Here is a 21,148-nt window from a genome sequence, read left to right on the forward strand (position 1 = left end):
AGGATGAAGGCATTCGAACGGGGTATTCCGCTGCAACTGCTGGTGGCCGGAGCCATCATCGCCAGCATGCTGGTGCTGGCGGGTGCGTTGCTGATCCAGGGATACCGCGGTGTGGAAGGGGCGTTGGTGACGGCAGCCGGGGAATCGGCCAGCCAGTTGGGCGCGACCATCAACGAGCGGATTCGCCGCCTGATCGATCCGGCGGAAAGCGCGCTGCGCCTGCTGACCCACGACCCCATCTCGCAGACCGACAACCTGCCGGCGCGCCTCGACCGCCTGCCGATGCTGGTGGAAAACTTGCGCGCCAACCGCACCCTCAGCGCGGTGTACATCGGTTATCCGAACGGCGAGTTCCTGCTGATTCGTGCGTTGCGCGTGCCGGAAGTGCGGCAGACTCTGCAGGCGCCGGACGCAGCCAAGTACCTGGTGCAGAGCCAGACGCTGAACGGCCAGGGCGGGCTGCTCGGCGAGTGGCGCTTCTACGACAGCGAGCTTCGCCTGCTGCGTGTGCAGGAGCGCCCCGATTACAACTATGACCCCCGTCAGCGACCCTGGTACAACGAAGCGCGGCTCACCAGCAAGACGGTGCTGACCCAGCCTTACGTGTTCTTCACCACCCGCGAGATCGGCCTGACCCTGGCTCATCGCAGCGTCGACGGCGCCGCGGTGATCGGCATGGATGCCTCGGTCAACGATCTGGGGGGCGAGATGGGCGACCTGCGCCAGACCGCCAATACGGAACTGGCGGTGGTCGACGGCAAGGGTACGGTGATCGCCTACCCGGACCTGTCCCGGCTGATGATCCACGAGGGCAAGGAGTTGCGCCTGGCCTCGCTGGCTGAGTTGAAGGTGCCGGCACTGAGTGAACTCAATGCCGAGAAGGTGCCGTCCGGTACGCCGCAGGCTTACCGGGTCAATGGCGAGGGCTGGTACGGCATCTGGGTGCCGCTGTCGAACTTCACCAGCAACGAGGTGAAGGTGCTGATCGCCATTCCCGCCGTGGAACTGCTGGCCGGCGCTCGGCAACTGCTGTTCAACCAGGCTCTGTGGAGCGGCACCCTGCTGCTGGTCCTGCTGCTGATCGGCTGGTACATCGGCCGGCGCATCGCCCGTCCGCTGACCGCGCTGGCCGATCAGGTCGGCGCGTTGGCGGCCTTCGACTTCGCCCGGCCGGTGGGCGTGGAGTCGAAGATCGCCGAGGTTCGCGACCTGAGCAGCGTGATGGGCAGCATGTCGCGCACCATCCACAACTTCCAGGCGATCACCCTGACCCTGAGCCGAGAGACCCGCCTGGAGAGCATGCTCGAGGGAGTGCTCTCGCGCTTGGTGGAAGCCACTGGCGTGATGGGCGGCGCGGTCTACCTGCTGGACGACGAGGAGTGCCGCTTGCGTCTGGCCTGCTCGGCAAACGGTGAGCAGTACCCGCAATCGATGCTGATCGAAGGCTTCACCGAGGCGGAGCTGGCCGAGCGGGTGGACCTGGCGCTGGCCAATCGCGGGCAGTACCTGGAGGTTTCCCTGCGCAACCGCTCGGACGAGCTGCTGGGCATCCTGGTCCTGCAGCTGGCCCAGGAAGGCGTGCACAGCCGCCAGCCGCGCAAGCCGTTCAAGCGCTTCGTCGAGGAACTCTCCGGCGCCGCCGCCGTGGCCATCGAGACCCGCCAGCTGATCGAGGCGCAGCAGCGTCTGCTGGACGCGATCATCAAGCTGCTGGCCGACGCCATCGACGCCAAGAGCCCCTACACCGGCGGCCACTGCGAGCGCGTGCCGCAGCTGGCCGACCTGCTGCTGCAGAAGGTCATCGACTCGCACGATGGCGAGTACGCCGGCTTCACCATGAGCGATGCGGAGCGCTATGAATTCCAGATCGCCGCCTGGCTGCACGACTGCGGCAAGATCACCAGCCCCGAGTATGTGGTGGACAAGGCGACCAAGCTGGAGACCCTGTACAACCGCTTGCACGAAGTGCGCACGCGCTTTGAGGTGATCTGGCGCGACATCGAACTGGACTACTGGCGCGGCATCGCCGAGGGCAGCGACATCGGCCTGCTCGCCGCCCGCCGCGACGCGCTGCACGAGTCACTGCGCGACGACTATGCCTTCGTCGCCCAGGCCAACGTCGGCGGTGAATTCATGAAGGACGAGGACATCGAACGCCTCAAGCAGATCGGCGAGCGCCGCTGGTTGCGCTATTTCGACGATCGCCTGGGCATCTCCCACGACGAGGCCGAGCGCCTGCAGGGCCGGCCGGCGCAGCCGCTGCCGGCGGAGGAGTGCCTCCTCGCCGACAAGGCCGAGCATCGCGTGATGTGGGGCGAGCGCAAACCACCGGTGACCAAGGACGACCCGCGCAATATCTGGGGCTTCGACATGCGCCTGCCGCCCTACGCCAGCAACTATGGCGAGCTGTACAACCTGGGCATCCGCCGCGGCACGCTGAACGACGAGGAGCGCTTCAAGATCAACGAGCACATCGTGCAGACCCTTATGATGCTCACCACCCTGCCGCTGCCGCGCAACCTGCGCCGCGTGCCGACCATCGCGGCCAACCACCACGAGAAGATGGATGGCACCGGCTACCCGCGCAAACTCTCCCGCGAGCAGATGAGCATCCCGGAACGGGTGATGGCGATCGCCGACATCTTCGAGGCGCTGACCGCCGCCGACCGTCCGTACAAGGCGCCGAAGACACTCTCCGAGTCGCTGAAGATCCTCGCCTTCATGGCGCGCGATCAGCACATCGACTCGGACCTGTTCCGCCTGTTCATCAGCCAGGGCGTGTACAAGGAATACGGCGACCGCTTCCTCAATCCCGAACAGATGGACGCGGTGGACGTGCGTGCGATTCTGGAAATCCTCGACGGGGTGAAGGCCTAGTCGCCCCCGCGACCTCCTGAAATGCAAACCGCCGGCTGATGCCGGCGGTTTGCATTTCAGCGATGAGATCAGCGCTTGGCGAGGTTGGTGGCGTAGCGGTTGATCTGCGGGTTCTTGGCCACGGTGCAGCTCTGCCCGGCGAGGAACTGCGAGGTCTTCAGGTACTGCTGCTGCGGATAGTAGGCGAATACGTAGCTGCCGTTCTTCACCGTGTCGATCAGCTTCTGCGCTACCTGCGGCCGCACGGCGGGGCAGCCCAGGCTGCGGCCGAGGCGGCCGAGACCGGAGACGACCTTGGGATCGGCGTAGGCGGCGGCATGCATGACGATGGCGCGTTCTTCGCTGTTGTCGTTGAAACCCGGCTCCAGGCCCAGCAGGCGCAGGGAGCGGCCGTGCTTGCCGCTGTAGGTCTGGCCGGTCTGGTAGAGGCCAATGGAGGACTGGTTGCTCTCCGGGCGGTTGGAGAAGGAGGTGGCCATGTCGTCGCCACTCTTCTTGCCGTGGGCGACCCACTCCTCGAAGAGCAGTTTGCGCTGCTTCAGGTCGAAGACCCACAGGCGCTTGTCGCGGGACGGCTTGGAGTAGTCGATCACCGTCAGCAGATTGTTCTGGCCGCCCAACTGGGTGCTGGCGCACTGCAGCGCGCTGAGCGCCAACCGCAGGGTTTCGGTATTGGTTGCCGGCGCGAGGCGGTGCAGTTCCTCGGCGGTGGGCAGGGTGGCAGCGGACGCAGCCTGCCAGCTACCGATCGCGAAGAGCGCGGCACTGGCGAGCGAAATCCGGAAGAACCCCCGTAACTTCAAAAAAGTCAGCATGAATACAACATTCCCGTTGAATCGATATGGTTTTTTCTGGGAAACGCCGCATTGTGCGCGATTTTTGACCAGTGATGTGGTTGTTTTTTAATCAAGTATGGTTCCGCCCGTCGGTAATTACGAACTTTCCAGCGCGATAAAGCGCCGCGAGGCGGTGAATTTCCTTGCGCTGAGGCGCAAGGGAACTCACCCCGGACAGGCGCCTTGACTCCTTGTGTTTCGAGATTCTTCGGCTGCTTGCACGGCTGGCTTGAGGCCGTCTGTCCGTTGGTGAGTGCCGGCAGTTTGAAGGGGGCGGGCGAGGGGCGGTGCAGTGGAATGATGAAGAGGCTGTAGGGGAAATCCGGAGCGCCCTGGCGTCGCTCCGGCCCATCGCGTTACTGCACGCTCTGGTTCTTGACCGGCTTCTGCTCGGCCTTGCGGTCGTTGGTGGTGATCACGGTGAAGTCCGGGTTGCTGCGCATGTCGCGGGTGGACGGCAGGTCGGTGATCACCAGGGTGCTGCCCACGTCCATGCTGGCCAGCAGGCTGCGCAGGAACTCGCGGTCGAGGCTGAACTTGCCCAGTTGCTCGGCGGGCGACAGGCCGCGCTGTGGGTCGCTGACCTGCACGCTGGTCCAGCGCAGGTTCGGGCTCTCGCTGTCGATCTCGGCCTGGGAGGGTTTCTCCATGAGGGAGAAGGCGGCGACGCCGGTCCTTTCTTCCGGGTGTTCGAAGGCCACTGGCGCGGTACCGATCTGCAGGCCGCCGCGGTAGACATAGAGGCGCCGGTCGGCACGGCTGACCAGCACGGAGACCGGGCCCTTCTCCGCACCCGGATCGCTCCAGAACGGCACCACCATGCCGCTGTCGTCATGTGGGCCGGCGGCGCGGCCGTCGCTGACGATGGGCGCGAGCAGGCCGGGGTGGTAGACCTCCACCGGCGAGCTCTTGGCGTCGGAGATGATCACGGTGGTGGAGGTGAAACCGGTGACTTCGTAGAGCTTCTTGGCGAAGGCCATGGGCAGGCGGATGCAACCATGGGAGGCCGGGTAGCCGGGCAGGTTGCCGGCATGCAGGGCGATGCCGTCCCAGGTCAGGCGCTGCATGTAGGGCATGGGCGCGCTGTTGTAGAGGTCGGAGTGGTACTCGACCTTCTTCTGCAGGATGGAGAACACGCCGGTGGGGGTTTCCTTGCCTTTCTTGCCGGTGCTCACCGTGGCCACGCCGATGGCGATGCCGTTGCGGTACACGTAGGCGCGCTGCTCGGTGAGGCTGACCACCAGGGTAACCGGGCCCGCCGGGGAGATTTCCGGGTACCAGAGGAACTGGCCGGGCTTGAGCGTCTTCAGCGCGGCCTGCAGGTCCGAGAGCGGCGAGGGCTTGCCCGGATTGGCAAAGGCGACGCTGGCGCTCAGGGCGATCAGCAGGGCAACCGACAGTTTCTTCATCACCTTTCCTTGGGACGCGGGCATGTCTGGCAGCTTAGCCAAGCGGCGGCGACGGCTGCAAACTGCTGGGCCGAACGGTCTGCGCAGGGTGTTTCAGGACGTGACCTGGATCGCGATGTCTGTAGGAACGGCTCAGCCCAGCTCGGCGATTTCCTGCGCCGTCAGCGCACGGTACTGGCCCGGTTGCAGGGCCGGGTCGAGCTGCAGGCTGCCCATGCTCTCGCGGTGCAGGCGGGTCACCTTGTTCTGGAAGTGGCCGAACATGCGCTTGACCTGGTGGTAGCGGCCTTCGTGCAGGGTCAGGCGCGCGGCATGGGCGTCGAGGATTTCCAGCTGGGCGGGCAGGGTGGTGAGGTCTTCGAAGGCGAAGTACAGGCCCTGCTCGAAGGTCGCGATGTAGCGCTCCTCAATCGGGTCTTCGGTCTCGACGTAGTAGACCTTGGGCAGCTTGCGCCCCGGCAGCGTCATGCGCCGCGACCATTGCCCGTCGTTGGTGATCAGCAGCAGGCCGGTGGTGTTGTAGTCCAGGCGGCCGCCGATGTGCAGCTCGTGCTTGTCCGGCTCGTCCAGCAGGTCGAGCACGGTGCGGTGTTCGGCGTCGCGGGTGGCGCTGACGCAGCCGGCAGGCTTGTGCAGCATGAAGTAGCGCGCCGGCTTGCCGGCCTGCAGCACGTCATCGTCCAGCTCCACGCGGGAGAACTCGCGCACCTCGTGGCGACCATCGCGCGCCACCTGGCCATCCACGCGCAGGCGGCCCTCGGCGAGCAACTGGCGGGCCTGCTGGCGGTTCAGGTGCGGCAGGTTGGCAATGAAACGGTCCAGGCGCATCAGGCGTTCCCGGCGTCCTTCAGCCCGGCGGCGCAGCGCGGGCACAGGCAGGCGCGGTCGACCAGCTCAGGTGGGATACGCTCCAGCGCCTCACGCTCGATGGGCGTGCTGAAGCACCAGCAGTCCTGGCTTTGCAGCGCCGGGTCGGCCTGGGTGCAGCGGTTGGACTGGCCGCAGAGTGGGCAGCGGCTGGGATCGGAAGTGGTGTCGTTCATGGCCGGTCAGGGCGGGTGTCGGCGGTGAGGCGGGCGCACAGGGTGCAGCGCCGACCCGTATCGCGCAAGCGGATTCGGATCGGCGCGGCGGGTGTTGGTCAGGGGATTTCGATGCGCTCGATCCAGGGCTCCAGGCGCCTGCCGAAGGCGACTTCGGCAACGAAAGGCCGGGGCAGGCCGTCCGCCGTCCGGTGGGGCTGCGCCGTGATCTCGTCCAGGCGCTCGCGCCACTGGTAGGGCACGTTGATGCTGTCGGAGCCGGTGTCGCTGGCGGTGCCGCCCAGCGTCCAGATGTGCTGGTAGTAGTTGGAGATGGGGCGCACGCGGCCATGAATGATCAGGTAGCGCTGGCGGTCCGGATATTGGGCGCGCAGGGCCTGCAGATCCAGGCCGACGTCCTTGAGCAGCAGACGCGTGTCGGTCTTCTCTTCGCTGTCCAGTTCGCGGCGGATGAAGTCGCGCTCGTCCGCCAGGCGCGCATTCTGTGGTGCGGCGTCGGCGGCCTGGCGGGCCTCGTCGAGGCGCTTGCGCGTCAGTTGTATTTCTCGCTCGTGCAGTGGGCCGGCCAGTTCCAGCACCAGCAGGGCGTCGCGCGATTGCTGGCGGCCGAAGCGCCGGGCGCTGTCGTCGTCCACCTGCGCGGGCATGGCGAAGCCCAGGCTGGCCATCTTCTGCCCGTCGATGGCCGGCAGCCAGCCGCGGTTGTGCCGGGTGCCTTCATCGCGCGTGGGGGTACGCCAGCGCAGGCGCAGGCTCAAGCCGCTGTTCTCGTTGTGCCAGGTGGTGTTGCGGATCAGCTCGCGCTGGCTGAGGGGCAGTTTGCTCTCGGGCTCGGCCGAACGGTTCCAGGCGACGCCGCCCAGGGCCACGGCGTTGACCAACAGGATCAGGCCGACGCCGCCGGCCAGGGCATGGGTGCGCGTCCAGTTCATGGCGAAGTCCCTCCCAGCAGGCCGTGGGCACGGCGCAGGCGCCGCAGCACCAGCAGGATCAGTACGGCGCAAAGGCCCAGCACGAGGAAGAACAGGTACTTGGGCATGACCTCCCACCACCAGTCGAAGAACTTGGTGTAGAGGAAGATCACGAAGAAGGCCAGCCCGGTGTTCACCACGTCCGGCCATTCGCGGCGCGCACCCAGCCAGATGACCAGCGCCGAGGCAATGAAGCCGAGCACCTGGTAGAGGCTCTCCACCGTGGCGAAGCCCAGCGGCAGGTAGCTGCTGCCGCCCCAGTTGGCCAGCACCAGCATCGGCAGGAACAGCCCGAGCAGGCCGAATATCCGGTAAATCGCGGCGAAGCCGTCGAAGCGGTTCTGCGCGATGAACGAGGGGACGAGGAAGATCAGCAGCGCGGCGGGGAAGAAGTTCTCCGGGCGCTCGCCCACGTCCAGCCAGTAAACACCGCTCCAGGTGCCGACCCGCGCGGCGACATAGCCCATCACGCAGATCAGCGCGGCGGCCAGCAGCAGGCGAGTGTTGCAGGTATAGGCCAGTAGCAGGGCGTAGGCGGCCCAGGGCAGCAGGGCCTTGTCCGAGGGGGTGATGTTGAAGATCTGCCCGACCATCACGACGTTCAGCACCAGGCAGGCGAAGGCCAGCATGGCGCCGAGCTTGGCGAAGTAGCCGGAGGCGTCGCGGCGTTGCAGGAAGAGCGTCAGCAGCAGGCTGATCAGCGAGGCGGCGATGAGGGTGAGCACCTGGGCGGTTTCCGCGAACAGGCCCCAGAACTGGTAGAACAGGAAGAACAGGCTGGCGGCCAGTGCCAGCGCGCCGAGGAACGAGGCGATGCGCATCCCCAGGGAGAGGCGATGGTCCTGGCTGTCGCGGTCGATATCGAAGCGCGCGCGGTAGTCGGCAAGCAGGCGTTGCTGGTGGTCGTGCAGGCGGTCGCGCTGGGTGGTGTCGAGGACGAGGGCGCCTTCGTCGTGCAGGCGGCGCAGCTCGCGGTCGAAGGCCAGGATATCGTCGACGCGGTGCTGCGCCTGCTGGTGGCTGAGGTCGGGCATGACCGGTCCTTGCGGCGGATGATGCTTGAACTCTAGCTGTCGGCGGGGCGGGGTTCCATGGGCAGCTTCGCAGCGCGTATGACGCATGGCGTCATACGCGCTCGCGGGCATGGCCCGCTCCTACAGGTTCGGGTGCCGTGTAGGAGCGGGCCATGCCCGCGAACACCGAGCGAAGCTCGGTTCACTCACGACTGGCTAGGAACGTAGGGCGAATAACCTGGCACAGGTTATCCGCCGACTTTGCGCGGCGGATAACGCTGGCGCGTTATGTGCCCTACGAAATCCCCCGGCGATCAGCTACGGCTCTGCAGCCACGCACGCCAACCGCCGAAGTGGCTGATGTCCTCGGCGCCGTCCAGGCCATAGGCGTCGCAGATGAAGCCGGTCTCCCAGCTGCCGTTCTCCAGCTGCACCTTGCCCAGTCCCAGCGGCGCCGGGATGCCGGTGAGGAAGGAGCCCAGTTCGGCGCTGGGCAGTTCCCAGACTTCCACTTCGATGGCCACGCCGCCGTCGGCCACGCGCAGCATGCCGGGGCGCAGCGGCGGGCCGCCGGCGAGGGCGTAGAGCTTGTAGGCCGGGGCGCTCCGGGTAGCACGCAGCAGGCGTGCGCCGCGCTGGCGCAGTTGCCAGTTCAGCGCCAGGCCGTCGAGGTGCGCGCCGCACACCACCAGGCGCGCGCGGTCGTTGCGTGCGGCGTTGGCGGAGGACGCCGGGGCAATTGCATTGCCGCCGGTGAGCGGCAGGTTGTGCCGGCGCTGCAGGGCGTCGGCCACGCCGAGCAGGTACTGGTCGGTGAAGGCGCGGCCGAACAGCGTCACGCCCCAGGGCAGTCCGTTGTCCATGATCGCGCTGGGCACGGCGACGGCGGCATAGTCCAGCAGGTTCATGAAGTTGGTGTAGTAGCCCAGCTCGGAATTGCGCTTCACCGGTTCGGCGTGCAGCTCGTCCAGCGTCACCGGGCGGCCGATGGTGGGCGTCAGCACGCAGTCGAGGTCGGCGAGGATCGCGTCGCACTGCGCCTTGAGTTCCTGCAGGCGGTATTGCGCGCGGAAGGCCTGCACGGCGGTGGCGTCGGGAGCTTTCGCCAGCACGTCGCGGATCACCGGCAGCACGGCTTGTGGGTCGCGTTCGATCAGCTCGCCCGCCACGCTGTAGCGCTCGGCCACCCAGGGGCCTTCATAGAGCAGGCGCGCGGCTTCGAGAAAGGGCGCGAAGTCGATTTCCCGAGCCTCTCCGCCCAGCGCCTTGAGCTGGTCGAGGGCATCGGTGAACAGCACCGGGCCTTCGTGGCAGCCGAAGAATTCCAGCTGGTCGGCGCGGGGCACGCCGAAGCGGAACGGCTTGGGCGCACCGAAGGCACTGGCGTCGTTCCAGGCGGGATTGGCGCGGCTGTAGCCGTCCAGTGGATCGAGTCGGGCGGTGAGGCCCAGCAGCTCGCTGGCCTCGGCGGCGCTGGCGGTGAAGTAGGTGATGCAGTCCAGGGTGCGGCAGGCTGGCACCAGCCCTGTGTTGGACAGCAGACCCTTGCTCGGCTTGAGTCCCAGCAGGCCGTTGAGCGCGGCCGGCACGCGGCCGGAGCCGGCGGTGTCGGTGCCCAGGGCGAAGCTCGCCACGCCCATCGCCACGGCCAGCGAGGAACCGGCGCTGGAGCCGCCCGAGGGGTACTCCGACAGCACACTGTTGCGGCATTCGCCATAGGGCGAGCGGGTGCCGTTGAGGCCGGTGGCGAACTGGTCGAGGTTGGTTTTGCCCAGCGGGATGGCGCCCAGCTCGATCAGCTGTTGCACCAGCGTCGCCGAGGTTTCCGGCGTGTAGGCGAAGGCCGGGCAGGCGGCGGTGGTGGGGATGCCGGCGAGGTCGATGTTGTCCTTGATGGCGAAGGGAACGCCGTAGAGCGGCAGCGCTTCGGGGGACTTTTCGTACAGTGCGGCGAAGTAGGGTTCCAGTTCTTCCAGGCTCAGCAGGTGGATGAACAGGTGGTAGTCGGGGTTCAGCGCGGCTGCCTTGTTGCGCAGCTCTGCGATCAGCTGGCGCGGCGTGGCGCGGCCTTCGCGGTAGACGGCGCGCAGGGTGGCGAGGCGGAGGTCGAAGGTGGTGGGCATGGTCGGGATTCCTTGGGGCCTGTCAGTTATTCGCTCGGATTGCCCTCACCCCGGCCCTCTCCCGGAGGGAGAGGGCGAAGAGCAGTCCGGCGCGGTGTCTGTTTCCAAGCACGACCCACCAGGCGGTGTGTCGTGGTTTCGGGTTCCTGCGCTGGGCGGATACCCTCTCCCCGGCCCTCTCCCTGAAGGGAGAGGGGGAAGAGCAGTCCGGCATGGTGTTGGGTTTTGAGCACAGCTCATCATTTGGCGTAGCTGTGGCTCCGGCTGGCTCCAAAGGTGCTGCTCGCTCCGAACAGTCCCCTCTCCCGCTTGCGGGAGAGGGTTAGGGAGAGGGGCTCTTGCAACTTCTGCGGTGTCAGCTCAAGCCTCCTCCATCACCACCACCCGCTGCCCCGCACGCACCGGCGAGCCGGGCTGCACGCGGACCTCGCGGACCACACCGTCGCGCGGGGCAGTGAGGGGGATTTCCATCTTCATGGATTCTAGGATCACCAGGATGTCGCCGGCCTTCACGCTGGCGCCGGCTTCCACCTGCACCTGCCAGAGGTTGCCGGCGATGTGGCTCTCGACGGCGTGCTGGCCGGCACCGAGCGGGGCCTCCTCGCCGGTATCGGCGGCGGCTTCCTCGCTCTCGAAGTGTGCCTGGCCGGAGGCGATCCAGCGCTCGCGCTCGGCATCGAAGGCGGCACGCTGGTGGCTGCGGAAGGCGGCGATGCTCTCGGCTTCCTCGGCGAGGAACTGCTGGTAGTCGGCCAGGCGCAGTTCGCTGTGCTCGATGCGCAGCGGGTAGCGGCCCAGCGGGAAGTCACGGCGGATGCGCAGCAGCTCCTCGGCGGACACCGGGTAGAACCGCACCTGGTCGAAGAAGCGCAGCAGCCAGGGCTTGCCGTCGAACGCCGCGACTTCGCGGTAGCGGTTCCACATCTGCAGGGTACGGCCGACGAACTGGTAGCCGCCGGGGCCCTCCATGCCGTAGACGCACATGTACGCGCCGCCGATGCCCACGGAGTTTTCCGCAGTCCAGGTGCGCGCCGGGTTGTACTTGGTGGTGACCAGGCGATGGCGCGGGTCCAGCGGCGTGGCCACCGGCGCGCCGAGGTAGACGTCGCCCAGGCCCATCACCAGGTAGCTGGCCTCGAACACGGTGCGGTACACCGCCTCCAGGTCCGGCAGCTCGTTGATGCGGCGGATGAACTCCAGGTTGCTAGGGCACCAGGGCGCGTCCTTGCGCACGGTGGTCATGTACTTCTCGATGGCCAGCTGGCAGGCCGGGTCGTCCCAGGACAGCGGCAGGTGCACGACGCGCGATGGCACCTTGAGGTCCCGCGCGGCGCAGACGGCGTCCCACAGGCCGGCGACGGTTTCCAGCAGGCTTTGCAACGGCAGCGTTTCCGGCTGGTAGTGCACCTGCAGCGAGCGGATGCCGGGGGTGAGGTCGATCACGCCGGCGAGGGCCTTGGCCTCCAGCGCCTGCATCAGCGCGTGGGCGCGGAAGCGCAGGACCAGGTCCAGCTCGGGCTGGCCGATTTCCAGCAGCAGGTGGGTGTCGCCGGAGAGGCGGGCGACCAGGCGGGTGTCGTCCTGGCCGAGGTCGAGGACGATGGGGGAGGTGAGCATGGCGCTCGGGCTACCCTCACTCCCCGCCCTCTCCCGCAAGCGGGAGAGGGGGCTGTCCGTGTGGTCGGATATCACCGCATTTGCCGGCAACTCCGCACTGCTCCCTCTCCCTCCGGGAGAGGGCTGGGGTGAGGGGAAACCGGCGGCGCTGTGGTTCGCCTGACCTGTAGGAGCGAGCTTGCTCGCGAACGGAATTCCGCCTGGCGTTCCGGTGATGTGCGGTTCGCGAGCAAGGGCTGAGGCGCCCCCCTCGGTCCTACGAAAAGCAGCCAGATTCCGGGCTTCGGAAATGGATACAGGCAGGAACCGCACCTTGTCCCCGGCCTTGAGCTGGCCGAGTTGCCAGAGGCCGGCTTCGATCACCGTCACCGGGCAGACGAAGCCGCCCAGGCTCGGGCCGTCCGGGCCGAGGATCACCGGCATGTCGCCGGTGAAGTCCACCGCACCGATGGCGTAGGGGTTGTCGTGGATGTTCGACGGGTGCAGGCCCGCCTCGCCGCCGCTCTCGCGCAGCCATTCCGGCTTCGGGCCGATCAGGCGCACGCCGGTGCGGCTGGAGTTGAAGTGCACTTCCCAGTCGGTGGCGAAGAAGGTGTCGATGTAGGCCGGAGTGAAGTATTCCGGCGCGCCGTGGGGGCCGTAGATCACGCGGATCTGCCGCACCGCTGGTAGCTCGGTGCGCAGCTCGGGCGCCAGGCTGGCGCCGTGGCTGTCGTCGGCCAGTTCCGCCAGGTGCAGCACGTCGCCGGCACGCAGGGCGCGGCCGCCGTGGCCACCGAACTGGCCGAGGGTGAAGGTGCTCTTGCTGCCCAGGTAGTCCGGCACCTGCAGGCCGCCGCGCAGGCACAGGTAGCTGCGCGCGCCGGCGCCGCCGACGGTGCCGACGGTGCCGAGGCTGAGGGTGGAGCCGGCGGCGATGAACAGCGAGGTGTGCATCGGCTGCTCGACGCCATCCAGGCTGATCGGCAGTGCCGCGCCGGTGATGGCTACCACTGCGTCGGTGTTGAAGCGTAGGGTCGGGCCGCTCATGGTGATTTCCAGGGCGGCGGTGCCTTCGGGGTTGCCCAGCAGCTGGTTGCCCAGGCGCAGCGCACGGTCGTCCATCGGGCCGGACGGCGGCACGCCCACGGCCCAGTAGCCGAGGCGGCCGGGGTAGTCCTGCACGCTGGTCTGGGTGCCGGCGCTGAGCACTTCGAAGGTCTGCGCGCGGTAGCGCAGGCCTTCCAGGCAGCGGGTCCAGGGCGAGCCGCTGGCGAAGGGAGCGTCCGCGAGAATCTGCCGCAGGTAGTCGCGGTTGCATTCCACGCCGTAGAGCTGGCTTTCGCCGAGGGCGCGGTCGAGGCCGGCGCTGGCCTGCTCGCGGGTCGGCGCCCAGACGATGAGCTTGGCGATCATCGGGTCGAAGTAGGGCGGAATCTCGCAGCCGGCCTCGACCCAGGTGTCGATGCGCAGCGCCTTGCCGTCGGCCGGCGGGAATTGCACGGCGGTGAGCAGGCCGGGGCAGGGCTGGAAGTCGCGGCCGGGGTCTTCGGCGTAGAGGCGCGCCTGGATGGCGTGGCCGCTGGGCTTCAGCGTGGCCGCCAGCTCGGTCAGGGGCGGCAGGTCGCCGGCGGCCAGCTCGATCATCCAGCGCACCAGGTCGACGCCCCAGACCTGTTCGGTGACGCCGTGCTCCACCTGCAGGCGGGTATTCACTTCGAGGAAGTAGAAGTCCTGCGCCTCGCTGTCGTAGACGAATTCCACGGTGCCGGCGCTGCGGTAGCTGACGGCTTTTGCCAGCTGGATCGCCGCCGCGCAGAGGGCTTCGGCCATGCCGGCGGGCAGGTTGGGCGCCGGGGTTTCTTCCAGCACCTTCTGGTTGCGCCGCTGTACCGAGCAGTCGCGCACGCCGAGGGCTATCACTTCGCCCTGGCCGTCGCCGAACACCTGCACTTCCAGGTGGCGGGCGCGCTGGATGTACTTCTCGATGAACACGCCCGAGTCGCTGAAGTTGTTCTGACCCAGGCGCTTCACCGCGTCGAAGGCGTCGCGCAGTTCGTCCGCCGAGCGGCACACGCGCATGCCGATGCCGCCGCCACCGGCGGTGCTCTTGAGCATCACCGGGTAGCCGACTTGCTCGCCGGCGCGCAGCGCAGCGTCGAGGTCTTCCAGCAGGTCGGTGCCTTCGAGCATCGGCACACCCTGTTTTCGGGCCAGCGCGCGGGCGGTGTGCTTGAGGCCGAAGAGGCGCAGCTGTTCCGGCGTCGGGCCGACGAAGGCGATGCCGGCGGCCTCGCAGGCTTCGGCGAAGGCGGCGTTCTCGGAGAGGAAGCCGTAGCCGGGGTGGATCGCTTTCGCGCCGCTGGCGCGGGCAGCCTGGAGAATCTTCTCGACCACCAGGTAGGTGCTCGACGCGGGGCCTTCGCCGAGGCTGATGGCCTGGGCGGCCTGCTGGATGTGCAGGCTGGCGGCGTCGGCTTCGGAGTAGACGGCCACGCCCTCTACTTGCAGCTCACGAAGGGTGCGCAGGATGCGGCAGGCGATGGCGCCGCGGTTGGCAATGAGCAGTTTGTCGAACATGGAGGCTTCCCCATGCGGGACAGGTCGTCCTGTCGAATTCGTATCTGGCGGTGGCCGTCCACCGCCGGGGCCTGGGCCCTGCTGCGTACTGCTCCCTCTCCCTTCAGGGAGAGGGTTGGGGAGAGGGGCCCTTGCTATGGCGCTGGGCGTTCCCTCTCCCCCCGCCCTCTCCCGCAAGCGGGAGAGGGGGCTGTTCGGAGCGTCGGGCTGCACTGGGTGCTGCGGCTCTGGCAGAGCGTGAACAGCCACTGGCGCACGCGCGCGGTTAGTCCCATACCAACAGCTCCGCCGGGGTCGGGTTCCAGCCGTTGCAGGGGTTGTTGAGCTGCGGGCAGTTGGAGATCAGGACGATGACGTCCATGTGCGCGAGCAGCTCGACGTACTTGCCGGCGCCGGAGATGCCGTCCTCGAAGGTCAGGCCGCCCTCGGCGGTGACCGGCACGTTCATGAAGAAGTTGATGTTGTGGCTGATGTCGGCCTTGGTCAGGCGGCCGTCGTGCAGGCTGGCGCGCAGGAAGTTGTCGCGGCAGCTGTGCATGTAGCGCTTGTCCAGGGCGTAGCGCACGGTGTTGCTCTCCTGGGCACAGGCGCCGCCGAGGGTATCGTGGCGGCCGCAGGTGTCGGCAGAGATCGTCAGCATCGGGTTGCCGAGGTTGGACCAGAGCACGCTGCCGGCGCTGAGGTAGACCTGCCCCTGCTTGCGCAGGGTACGCTGCACGTCGTAGCGCTCGCGCGGGTTGGCGGCGCTGAAGAACAGCGTGTCCACCGCCTGATTGCCTTCCAGGTCGAGGATGCGCAGGGTCTGCCCGGCCTTGAGTTCGGTGAGGCTCGGTTCGCCAGCCGGGATCAGGGTGCGCGAGACGCAGGCTTCGGGGTGTTTGTCGCTGGGGACGATGGGCATGCTCGCGCTCCTTACAGGTACTGGCGTTCGGTGTTGTGGAAGCCGCGGCCGTTCTCCGCGCGGGAAGTGCGGCAGAGCACGCTGATGCCGTCGGACGCGACCTGCTGCCAGCTCAGGCCGATGGGCTTGGGCGCGTACTGCGGGTTCGGGTCCAGCGGGTGTTGCAGGGCGGTGAGCACGACGAGGGTGTCCATCGGCGCGTAAAGCTCGACGTAGTCGCCGGCTTTCGAGTTGCCCTGGGCGAAGTGGAAGCAGCCGTCGGCGTCGACGTCCACGCGGCTGAACAGGTTCAGGCACATCAACAGGTCTTGCAGGCGCATGTCCCACTTGCCCATTTCCACCAGCAGGTTGTCCACGCCGTTGCGGTGGAAGCCGTTGCGCAGTTCCTGGTAGCGACCCGCGCCGTATTTCTCCTGCACCTCGGCGGCGTTCAGCACGCCGCCGAAGCTGTCGTGCCAGCCGCAGCTGTCGGCGGTGATGGCAGCCAGCACGCGGCCCATGTCCGAGTACAGGCAGTGGCCGGCGGTGAGCCGCGCTGTGTGCTGGCACTTGAGGCTGTCGGGCAGGTTCAGCCGCTCGCTTTTCTCGGCGGCGTTGAACAGCAGCACGCTGGCGTTGCCACCGCCTTCCAGGTCGGTCAGGCGCAGTAGCTGGCCGCGCTTGAGGACGAAGGAGGTGTGGCCGCCTCCGGGGACGGTTTCTTCATAGAGGGTGGTGCGCAGTTCGTTCATGGCAGGCTCCTTAGTAGGCCGGCGTGATCGCGGGCTCGGCGGCCGGTTGCAGGCGCGCGGCGAGCGTGGCCGGCAGGGCGGCGCGGGCAGCCCGGCGGTCGGCGTTGAGCGGGATGTCGTAGGTGATGCGGGCACCGTAGGCGCTGGGCGCCTGCGGGTCGTGGCGGACCTTGTCGAAGACCAGCAGGCGGGTGCCCAGGCTGAAGCCCTCGGCAAGGTCGTGGGTGACCATGAACACGGTGAGCCGGGTTTCCTGCCACAGCTCCAGCAGCAGGGCGTGCATGTCCTTGCGGATGCCTGGGTCCAGCGCGCCGAAGGGTTCGTCGAGCAGCAGCACGCGCGGCTTCATCACCAGCGCCTGGGCGATCGCCAGGCGTTGCTGCATGCCGCCGGAGAGGGCGCTCGGATACTGCTGCAGCGCATGGCCGAGGCCGACGCGCTGCAGCAGTTCGGCGGCCTGCTCGCGGGCCTCGCGCTTGGCCGCACCGAACAGTCGGCCGAGCAGCGGCGAGCGCGGCAGTTCCAGGCCGAGGGCGACGTTGTCGAGCACGGAAAGATGCGGGAACACCGAGTAGCGCTGGAACACCACGCCACGGCTTGGATCGGGTTCTGCGGCCAGCGGCCGGCCCTCGAGCAGCAGCTCGCCACGGCTGGGCCGCTCCTGGCCGAGCAGCAGGCGCAGGAAGGTGGACTTGCCGCAGCCGGAGGCGCCGACCAGGGTGCAGAACTCGCCTTCCTTCACCGCGAGATTCAGGCGTTCGAGCACCACGTTGCCCTCGTACTCCTGCCAGACGTTGTTCACCTGGATGAAGCTCATGCCTTGGCTCCTTCGTACCAGGGGAAGGCGCGCCGGGTGAGCGCGCGCAGCGCCCAGTCCATCAGCCAGGCCAGCGCGGTGATCCACACCACGTAGGGCAGGATCACGTCCATGGCCAGGTAGCGGCGCACCAGGAAGATGCGGTAGCCCAGGCCGTCGGTGGAGGCGATGGCTTCGGCGGCGATAAGGAACAGCCAGGCCGAGCCGAGCATCAGGCGCAGGGAGATCAGTAGTCTCGGCAGCAGTTGCGGCAGCACCACGCGCAGGATCAGCGTCCAGGTGCTGGCGCCCAGGGTCTGCGCCTTGATCAGCAGTTCGCGGGGGATTTCCCGGGCGCGTTGTTCGATGTCGCGGGCGATGCAGGGGGCGACGCCGATGACGATCAGCACCACCTTGGACAGCTCGCCGAGGCCGAAGACGATGAACAGCACCGGCAGGATCGCCAGCGGCGGGATCATCGACAGCACGGTTAGCAAGGGTGACAGCGGTGCGCCGAACAGCGGCACGCTGCCGGCGGCGATACCCAGCACCAGGCCGAGCAGGGCGGCGATGGACAGGCCCATGCCAAGGCGTTGCAGGCTGGCACCGGTGTCCTTCCAGAACAGCACGTCGCCGGTACGCTTGTCTTCGCTGAAGGCCAGGCGGTTCACTGCGTCGGCCATCTGCGCGGCGCTGGGCAGCAGCTTGTCGTTGGGGTTCTCCGCCAGCCGCGACGTGGAGCCTGCGAAGTAGGCGAACAGCAGCAGGGCGAAGGGCAGCAGCACGAGGAACAGGCGGCCGCTGCGGTCGGGGGTTCGGTTGATCAGGCGCATGGGTCGTACCTGTTTATTGCGGGCCTTGAGGGCCGGTAACTTCGTCACGTGAGTCCGTGCCGATGCTTCCCCCTCACCCCAACCCTCTCCCTCAGGGAGAGGGGGCTGTCCGTGCCGGCTGAGGCCATGCTTTCAACCTGCACCGAACGGTTCCCTCTCCCTCAGGAGCGGGGCGCGCAGCCAGGGCTAGGGTGAGGGGCTCTGGCGGGAGCCGGCTGGTCAGAGCTTGCCGTCGGCCGCCATCTGCACGTAGGTCGGGTCGAAGCGCAGCTTGAGGTTCTGCGCGTCGCCGGTGGTGAGGCCGCCGGCGAAGCTCATGCCGACCGCTTCGGCGCTTTTCGCACCCTCGCCGAGCAGGCCGTGGGCGAAGGAGAAGGCCGCGACCTTGTCCATGGTCGCCGGCAGTTTCGGGCTGGTGGCGAAGGCCAGTGCTTCCTGCGGAGTGGCAAACAATTTGGTCGTGGCGAGCTGGCTCTGGTAACCGGCGAGGTCGGTACCGGAGGCCTTGGCCATGTGCTCCAGCGCGGCGCGGGTCTCGGCGCTTTCGCCCTGCATCAGTGCCACGGTTTCGAACCAGGCGCCGGTCAGTGCCTTGCCCAGGGCGGGGTTGTCCTTCAGGACCGCGCTGTTGACCACCATCATGTCCATGATCTCGCCGGGGACCTGGCTGGAGTTGAACACTTCGGTAGTGCCCGGCTTGGCGCGGGCCTCGGCGAGCATCGGGTTCCAGGTAGTGACGGCCTGCACGTCGTCGGTGTTGAAGGCGGCGGCGATGTCGGCGTCGGAGGTGTTCACCGTCTTCACGTCCTTCTCGCTGAGGCGGGCGTTCTCCAGGGCGCGGGCGAGCAGGTAGTGGGAGACGGACAGCTCCACCAGGTTGACGTTCATGCCCTTGAGGTCGGCCAGCGTCTTGCCTTCACCCTTGATGACGATGCCGTCGTTGCCATTGGAGAAGTCGCTGACGATCAGCGCGGTGGAGTCGACGCCGCCGGCGGCGGGGATGGTCAGGGCGTCCATGTTGGTCATGGTGCAGCCGTCGAACTGGCCCGCGGTGTACTGGTTGATCGACTCGATGTAGTCGTTGAGCTGGGTGACCTTGATCTCGATGCCGTACTTCTTCGCCCACTTGTCGACGATGCCGTGGCTGGCCGCGTACTCCCAGGGCATCCAGCCGGCGTAGATGGTCCAGCAGAGGTTGAAGCTGTTCTTCGCGGCGGCGGAGGCTGAGAGGCTGAAGGCGGCGAGGCCGGCGGCGAACAGGGCGGTCAGAAGGGGCTTGCGCATGGAGCATCTCCAGTCGATTGGCGGGCAGGCAGGAGTCGGGCGGCACTTGTCGCTCTCGTCTCCCGGGCTTTTGTCCCGCCGTGTAACCTCGCTGGAGGTCGATGACTCTCGGACCAGTCACTCGCTGCGCGAGCCGGAACCCTAGTCATCCATTGTCAGATTGTGGTGCCGCTGTCCGAATGCTTCGGATCGTTCCTGCACACTCGATACAAAGCGAGCGGCGTGCCAAGTTGGCGAAAGTGCCGGGGCAGAAGGGCTGCGCTGGATCGCGGCGGATGTTTCGCTGCAAGCCGGGGCGTTCCGCCGCCCTCAAATGAAGCGCCGCGCCGCATCCTGGTGCGCGGGCCAGTCGAAAGGCAGGAGCGGGCGGGGCGTGCCGGGCGGCAGACTGCAGCGACCTTCACCTTGAGGAATCCATCGCCATGTCCGAGTTGCTGAGCTTCGCCAAGGGCGCGCTGTCCATGTTCTGGCTCGCCGCCGTGCTCAACCTGATCTACCCGTTCGGCGAGCTGCATCGCCCGCTGCTGTGGCTCTCCGCGATCCTGCTGGCGGTGCATGTGGGCGAGGTGCTGTTGCTGGCGCGCCGTCGTTCCTGGCTGGAGCAGATACAGGTGCTGCTGTTTGGCGTGCTCCACCTGCAGAGCCGCAAGGTTCGCCGGCTGGCCACTGTAAACGGCTGATTTACCCAAGCTTTACCTTTTGCCGCGGCACCGCCTTCTGACAGACATGTCTGATCTTGTGAGACCGGAAGAATGTACGCCCCGCACCCCGGCGGGGCGACCGGCTCGCCTGATGGAGGCGCCATGCGTCGTTTCTTCGCTGCTGTACTGATGATCCTCCCGTTGACCGGCTGCGTGGTCTACGAGCATGACCACGACCGTGGTGGCTGGCATGACCGGCCACACTACTATCGCCCGGCGCCGCCGCCGGCCTATTACGGTGGCCCGTACCAGGGCTGGCGCCGTTGAGTCTCAGGCTAAAGCCAGAGCCCCTCACCCTAACCCTGGCTGCGCGCCCCGCTCCTCAAGCGGGAGAGGGGACTGTTCGGTGCAGGAGGAAGCTTATGTATCAGCCGGTACGGACGGCCCCTTCTCCCTCTGGGAGAGGGCTGGGGTGAGGGAGAACCCAGAGCTGGATTCTCATGATTCTGCTCAAAGCGCGGCGTTGAACGCCGCATCTTCCTCCAGCAACAACTCGACGAACTGGCTGGCCGCAGGCGACAGGCTGCGGCTGGCATGGCGTACCAGGGCGTAGGCGGAGCCGCGCCCTGCAACCTCGCCGCTGCCGGGCCAGGGCAGCACCGCCAGGCTGCCGGCCTGCACATCCGCGGCCACCACGTCCCAGGTGGCCAGGCAGAGCACGTCGCTGCCTTTCACCAGCTCCTTGAGCATCAGCACGTCATCGCATTGCACGCTCAGCGGCTGCCCGCGGCCGAGGGTGCGAGCCAGCCCTTCGTGGGCGTCGCGCGGCAGGCGCGGGCCGGCCAGCGGGTAGTCGAGCACGCGCTCCACCGACGGCACGCTACCGATCAGTGGATGCCCCGGCCGGCAGAACAACACGCCCCGGTGTACCCGCAGCGGCAGGATGTCGAGGCGGCTGTCGCCTTCCAGTTCGCGGTAGTCGGCGATGAACAGTTCCAGCTCGTCGTCCAGCAGACGCTGGTGCAGCTCGCTCCAGTTCTCGATGGACAGCAGCACCGACACCTTCGGGTGCGCGCTGCTATAGCGCGCGAGCACCTGCGGCATCAGCCGCGCGCCGGGGAAGGGCCCGGCGCCCAGGCGCAACTCGCCGGTTTCCAGGTCGGCCAGTTGCAGCACCGCATTCTTCAGCGCACGGTCCCCGGCCAGCAGCCGGCGGGCGTGTTCCAGCACCAGCCGGCCGTGGGCGGTGAGGGTGACGCCACGCGGATTGCGGTCCACCAGCTGGCAGCTCAGCTGGCCTTCCAGCGCCTGGATGCTCCGCGACAGGGCGGGTTGACTAAGATTCACCGCATCGGCGGCGCGGGCGAAGTGACCGTGTTCGGCGAGGGCGACGAAGTGGCGTAGCTGGCGGAGATCGCTCATGCGCTTCCTGCATTGATTGTTAAATTGGAATGCATTGGAATTATTAGCGCGACGGCCGGCATAGTGCGAGCACAACAACAAATTCCGGAGCC

17 protein-coding genes and 1 riboswitch are annotated in these 21,148 nt (G+C 67.5%); of the genes, 3 read left to right on the forward strand and 14 right to left on the reverse strand.

What is annotated here, in order from left to right; all coding sequences use genetic code 11:
* Positions 1-3 precede the first annotated feature (3 nt).
* Positions 4-2,877 carry an HD domain-containing phosphohydrolase gene (locus tag ABKS89_RS06455; RefSeq protein ID WP_348587969.1) on the forward strand — a complete coding sequence of 958 codons (2,874 nt, stop codon included), beginning with the start codon at positions 4-6 and terminating at the stop codon, positions 2,875-2,877.
* 68 nt (positions 2,878-2,945) lie between these two features.
* Here ABKS89_RS06455 and ABKS89_RS06460 read toward each other — a convergent pair whose 3' ends face one another.
* The 13 genes from ABKS89_RS06460 to ABKS89_RS06520 all read right to left on the reverse strand — a co-directional run bounded on the left by ABKS89_RS06460 (position 2,946) and on the right by ABKS89_RS06520 (position 18,993).
* Positions 2,946-3,692, reverse strand: coding sequence for a murein L,D-transpeptidase catalytic domain family protein (locus ABKS89_RS06460; RefSeq protein ID WP_138212412.1), 747 nt, complete (start codon positions 3,690-3,692; stop codon positions 2,946-2,948).
* Positions 3,693-4,069: 377 nt separating this feature from the next.
* Positions 4,070-5,122 carry a L,D-transpeptidase gene (locus ABKS89_RS06465; protein WP_138212413.1) on the reverse strand — a complete coding sequence of 351 codons (1,053 nt, stop codon included), beginning with the start codon at positions 5,120-5,122 and terminating at the stop codon, positions 4,070-4,072.
* A gap of 132 nt (positions 5,123-5,254) precedes the next feature.
* Positions 5,255-5,950: a pseudouridine synthase gene (locus ABKS89_RS06470; RefSeq protein ID WP_138212414.1), complete on the reverse strand. Its 696-nt coding sequence runs from the start codon at positions 5,948-5,950 to the stop codon at positions 5,255-5,257.
* On the reverse strand, positions 5,950-6,165 hold the full coding sequence (locus tag ABKS89_RS06475; protein WP_348587968.1) for a cysteine-rich CWC family protein: 216 nt from the start codon (positions 6,163-6,165) through the stop codon (positions 5,950-5,952). Before ABKS89_RS06475 ends, ABKS89_RS06470 begins: the two co-directional genes overlap by 1 nt.
* A gap of 98 nt (positions 6,166-6,263) precedes the next feature.
* Positions 6,264-7,097, reverse strand: coding sequence for a DUF4824 family protein (locus ABKS89_RS06480; RefSeq protein WP_348587967.1), 834 nt, complete (start codon positions 7,095-7,097; stop codon positions 6,264-6,266).
* Complete coding sequence (locus ABKS89_RS06485; RefSeq protein ID WP_348587966.1) at positions 7,094-8,170, reverse strand: DUF2157 domain-containing protein; 1,077 nt, start codon at positions 8,168-8,170, stop codon at positions 7,094-7,096. The genes ABKS89_RS06480 and ABKS89_RS06485 overlap by 4 nt, the downstream gene beginning before the upstream one ends.
* A 293-nt stretch (positions 8,171-8,463) precedes the next feature.
* On the reverse strand, positions 8,464-10,272 hold the full coding sequence (gene atzF / locus ABKS89_RS06490; RefSeq protein WP_348587965.1) for an allophanate hydrolase: 1,809 nt from the start codon (positions 10,270-10,272) through the stop codon (positions 8,464-8,466).
* A 360-nt stretch (positions 10,273-10,632) separates the two neighbouring features.
* Positions 10,633-14,448 carry a 5-oxoprolinase/urea amidolyase family protein gene (locus tag ABKS89_RS06495; RefSeq protein ID WP_348587964.1) on the reverse strand — a complete coding sequence of 1,272 codons (3,816 nt, stop codon included), beginning with the start codon at positions 14,446-14,448 and terminating at the stop codon, positions 10,633-10,635.
* Between the two features lie 265 nt (positions 14,449-14,713).
* A complete protein-coding gene (locus tag ABKS89_RS06500) occupies positions 14,714-15,349 on the reverse strand; it encodes an urea amidolyase associated protein UAAP2 (RefSeq protein ID WP_081517598.1) in 636 nt (211 codons plus the stop codon).
* Positions 15,350-15,360: 11 nt separating this feature from the next.
* Complete coding sequence (locus ABKS89_RS06505; RefSeq protein ID WP_348587963.1) at positions 15,361-16,080, reverse strand: urea amidolyase associated protein UAAP1; 720 nt, start codon at positions 16,078-16,080, stop codon at positions 15,361-15,363.
* A gap of 10 nt (positions 16,081-16,090) precedes the next feature.
* Positions 16,091-16,897 carry an ABC transporter ATP-binding protein gene (locus ABKS89_RS06510; RefSeq protein WP_348587962.1) on the reverse strand — a complete coding sequence of 269 codons (807 nt, stop codon included), beginning with the start codon at positions 16,895-16,897 and terminating at the stop codon, positions 16,091-16,093.
* Entirely contained in the window at positions 16,894-17,709 is an 816-nt protein-coding gene (locus ABKS89_RS06515; protein ID WP_138212422.1) for an ABC transporter permease, read from the reverse strand. The genes ABKS89_RS06510 and ABKS89_RS06515 overlap by 4 nt, the downstream gene beginning before the upstream one ends.
* 219 nt (positions 17,710-17,928) lie before the next feature.
* Entirely contained in the window at positions 17,929-18,993 is a 1,065-nt protein-coding gene (locus tag ABKS89_RS06520) for a putative urea ABC transporter substrate-binding protein (RefSeq protein ID WP_138212423.1), read from the reverse strand.
* A gap of 57 nt (positions 18,994-19,050) precedes the next feature.
* Positions 19,051-19,149, reverse strand: a riboswitch (guanidine-I (ykkC/yxkD leader).
* Positions 19,150-19,415: 266 nt separating this feature from the next.
* On the opposite strand from ABKS89_RS06520, the gene ABKS89_RS06525 reads away from it, so the two are divergent.
* Both ABKS89_RS06525 and ABKS89_RS06530 read left to right on the forward strand, forming a co-directional pair.
* Complete coding sequence (locus ABKS89_RS06525) at positions 19,416-19,673, forward strand: DUF1145 domain-containing protein (RefSeq protein WP_138212424.1); 258 nt, start codon at positions 19,416-19,418, stop codon at positions 19,671-19,673.
* Between the two features lie 123 nt (positions 19,674-19,796).
* Positions 19,797-19,961 carry a hypothetical protein gene (locus tag ABKS89_RS06530; protein WP_167523272.1) on the forward strand — a complete coding sequence of 55 codons (165 nt, stop codon included), beginning with the start codon at positions 19,797-19,799 and terminating at the stop codon, positions 19,959-19,961.
* 183 nt (positions 19,962-20,144) lie between these two features.
* On the opposite strand, the gene ABKS89_RS06535 is transcribed toward ABKS89_RS06530, so the two are convergent.
* Positions 20,145-21,056 (reverse strand): LysR family transcriptional regulator, encoded by a 912-nt coding sequence (locus ABKS89_RS06535; RefSeq protein WP_348587961.1) that lies wholly within the window; start codon positions 21,054-21,056, stop codon positions 20,145-20,147.
* Positions 21,057-21,148 lie beyond the last annotated feature (92 nt).

It is taken from the genome of Pseudomonas sp. LABIM340 (assembly GCF_040017195.2).
In the GTDB taxonomy this organism is placed as follows: Bacteria; Pseudomonadota; Gammaproteobacteria; order Pseudomonadales; family Pseudomonadaceae; genus Pseudomonas.

What these genes read in the sequence shown, in the direction of transcription:
- ABKS89_RS06455 (WP_348587969.1), top strand. Translation starts at nt 4, where the DNA reads ATGAAGGCATTCGAACGGGGTATTCCGCTGCAACTGCTGGTGGCCGGA.
- ABKS89_RS06460 (WP_138212412.1), bottom strand. Translation starts at nt 3,692, where the DNA reads ATGCTGACTTTTTTGAAGTTACGGGGGTTCTTCCGGATTTCGCTCGCC.
- ABKS89_RS06465 (WP_138212413.1), bottom strand. Translation starts at nt 5,122, where the DNA reads ATGAAGAAACTGTCGGTTGCCCTGCTGATCGCCCTGAGCGCCAGCGTC.
- ABKS89_RS06470 (WP_138212414.1), bottom strand. Translation starts at nt 5,950, where the DNA reads ATGCGCCTGGACCGTTTCATTGCCAACCTGCCGCACCTGAACCGCCAG.
- ABKS89_RS06475 (WP_348587968.1), bottom strand. Translation starts at nt 6,165, where the DNA reads ATGAACGACACCACTTCCGATCCCAGCCGCTGCCCACTCTGCGGCCAG.
- ABKS89_RS06480 (WP_348587967.1), bottom strand. Translation starts at nt 7,097, where the DNA reads ATGAACTGGACGCGCACCCATGCCCTGGCCGGCGGCGTCGGCCTGATC.
- ABKS89_RS06485 (WP_348587966.1), bottom strand. Translation starts at nt 8,170, where the DNA reads ATGCCCGACCTCAGCCACCAGCAGGCGCAGCACCGCGTCGACGATATC.
- atzF (WP_348587965.1), bottom strand. Translation starts at nt 10,272, where the DNA reads ATGCCCACCACCTTCGACCTCCGCCTCGCCACCCTGCGCGCCGTCTAC.
- ABKS89_RS06495 (WP_348587964.1), bottom strand. Translation starts at nt 14,448, where the DNA reads ATGTTCGACAAACTGCTCATTGCCAACCGCGGCGCCATCGCCTGCCGC.
- ABKS89_RS06500 (WP_081517598.1), bottom strand. Translation starts at nt 15,349, where the DNA reads ATGCCCATCGTCCCCAGCGACAAACACCCCGAAGCCTGCGTCTCGCGC.
- ABKS89_RS06505 (WP_348587963.1), bottom strand. Translation starts at nt 16,080, where the DNA reads ATGAACGAACTGCGCACCACCCTCTATGAAGAAACCGTCCCCGGAGGC.
- ABKS89_RS06510 (WP_348587962.1), bottom strand. Translation starts at nt 16,897, where the DNA reads ATGAGCTTCATCCAGGTGAACAACGTCTGGCAGGAGTACGAGGGCAAC.
- ABKS89_RS06515 (WP_138212422.1), bottom strand. Translation starts at nt 17,709, where the DNA reads ATGCGCCTGATCAACCGAACCCCCGACCGCAGCGGCCGCCTGTTCCTC.
- ABKS89_RS06520 (WP_138212423.1), bottom strand. Translation starts at nt 18,993, where the DNA reads ATGCGCAAGCCCCTTCTGACCGCCCTGTTCGCCGCCGGCCTCGCCGCC.
- ABKS89_RS06525 (WP_138212424.1), top strand. Translation starts at nt 19,416, where the DNA reads ATGTCCGAGTTGCTGAGCTTCGCCAAGGGCGCGCTGTCCATGTTCTGG.
- ABKS89_RS06530 (WP_167523272.1), top strand. Translation starts at nt 19,797, where the DNA reads ATGCGTCGTTTCTTCGCTGCTGTACTGATGATCCTCCCGTTGACCGGC.
- ABKS89_RS06535 (WP_348587961.1), bottom strand. Translation starts at nt 21,056, where the DNA reads ATGAGCGATCTCCGCCAGCTACGCCACTTCGTCGCCCTCGCCGAACAC.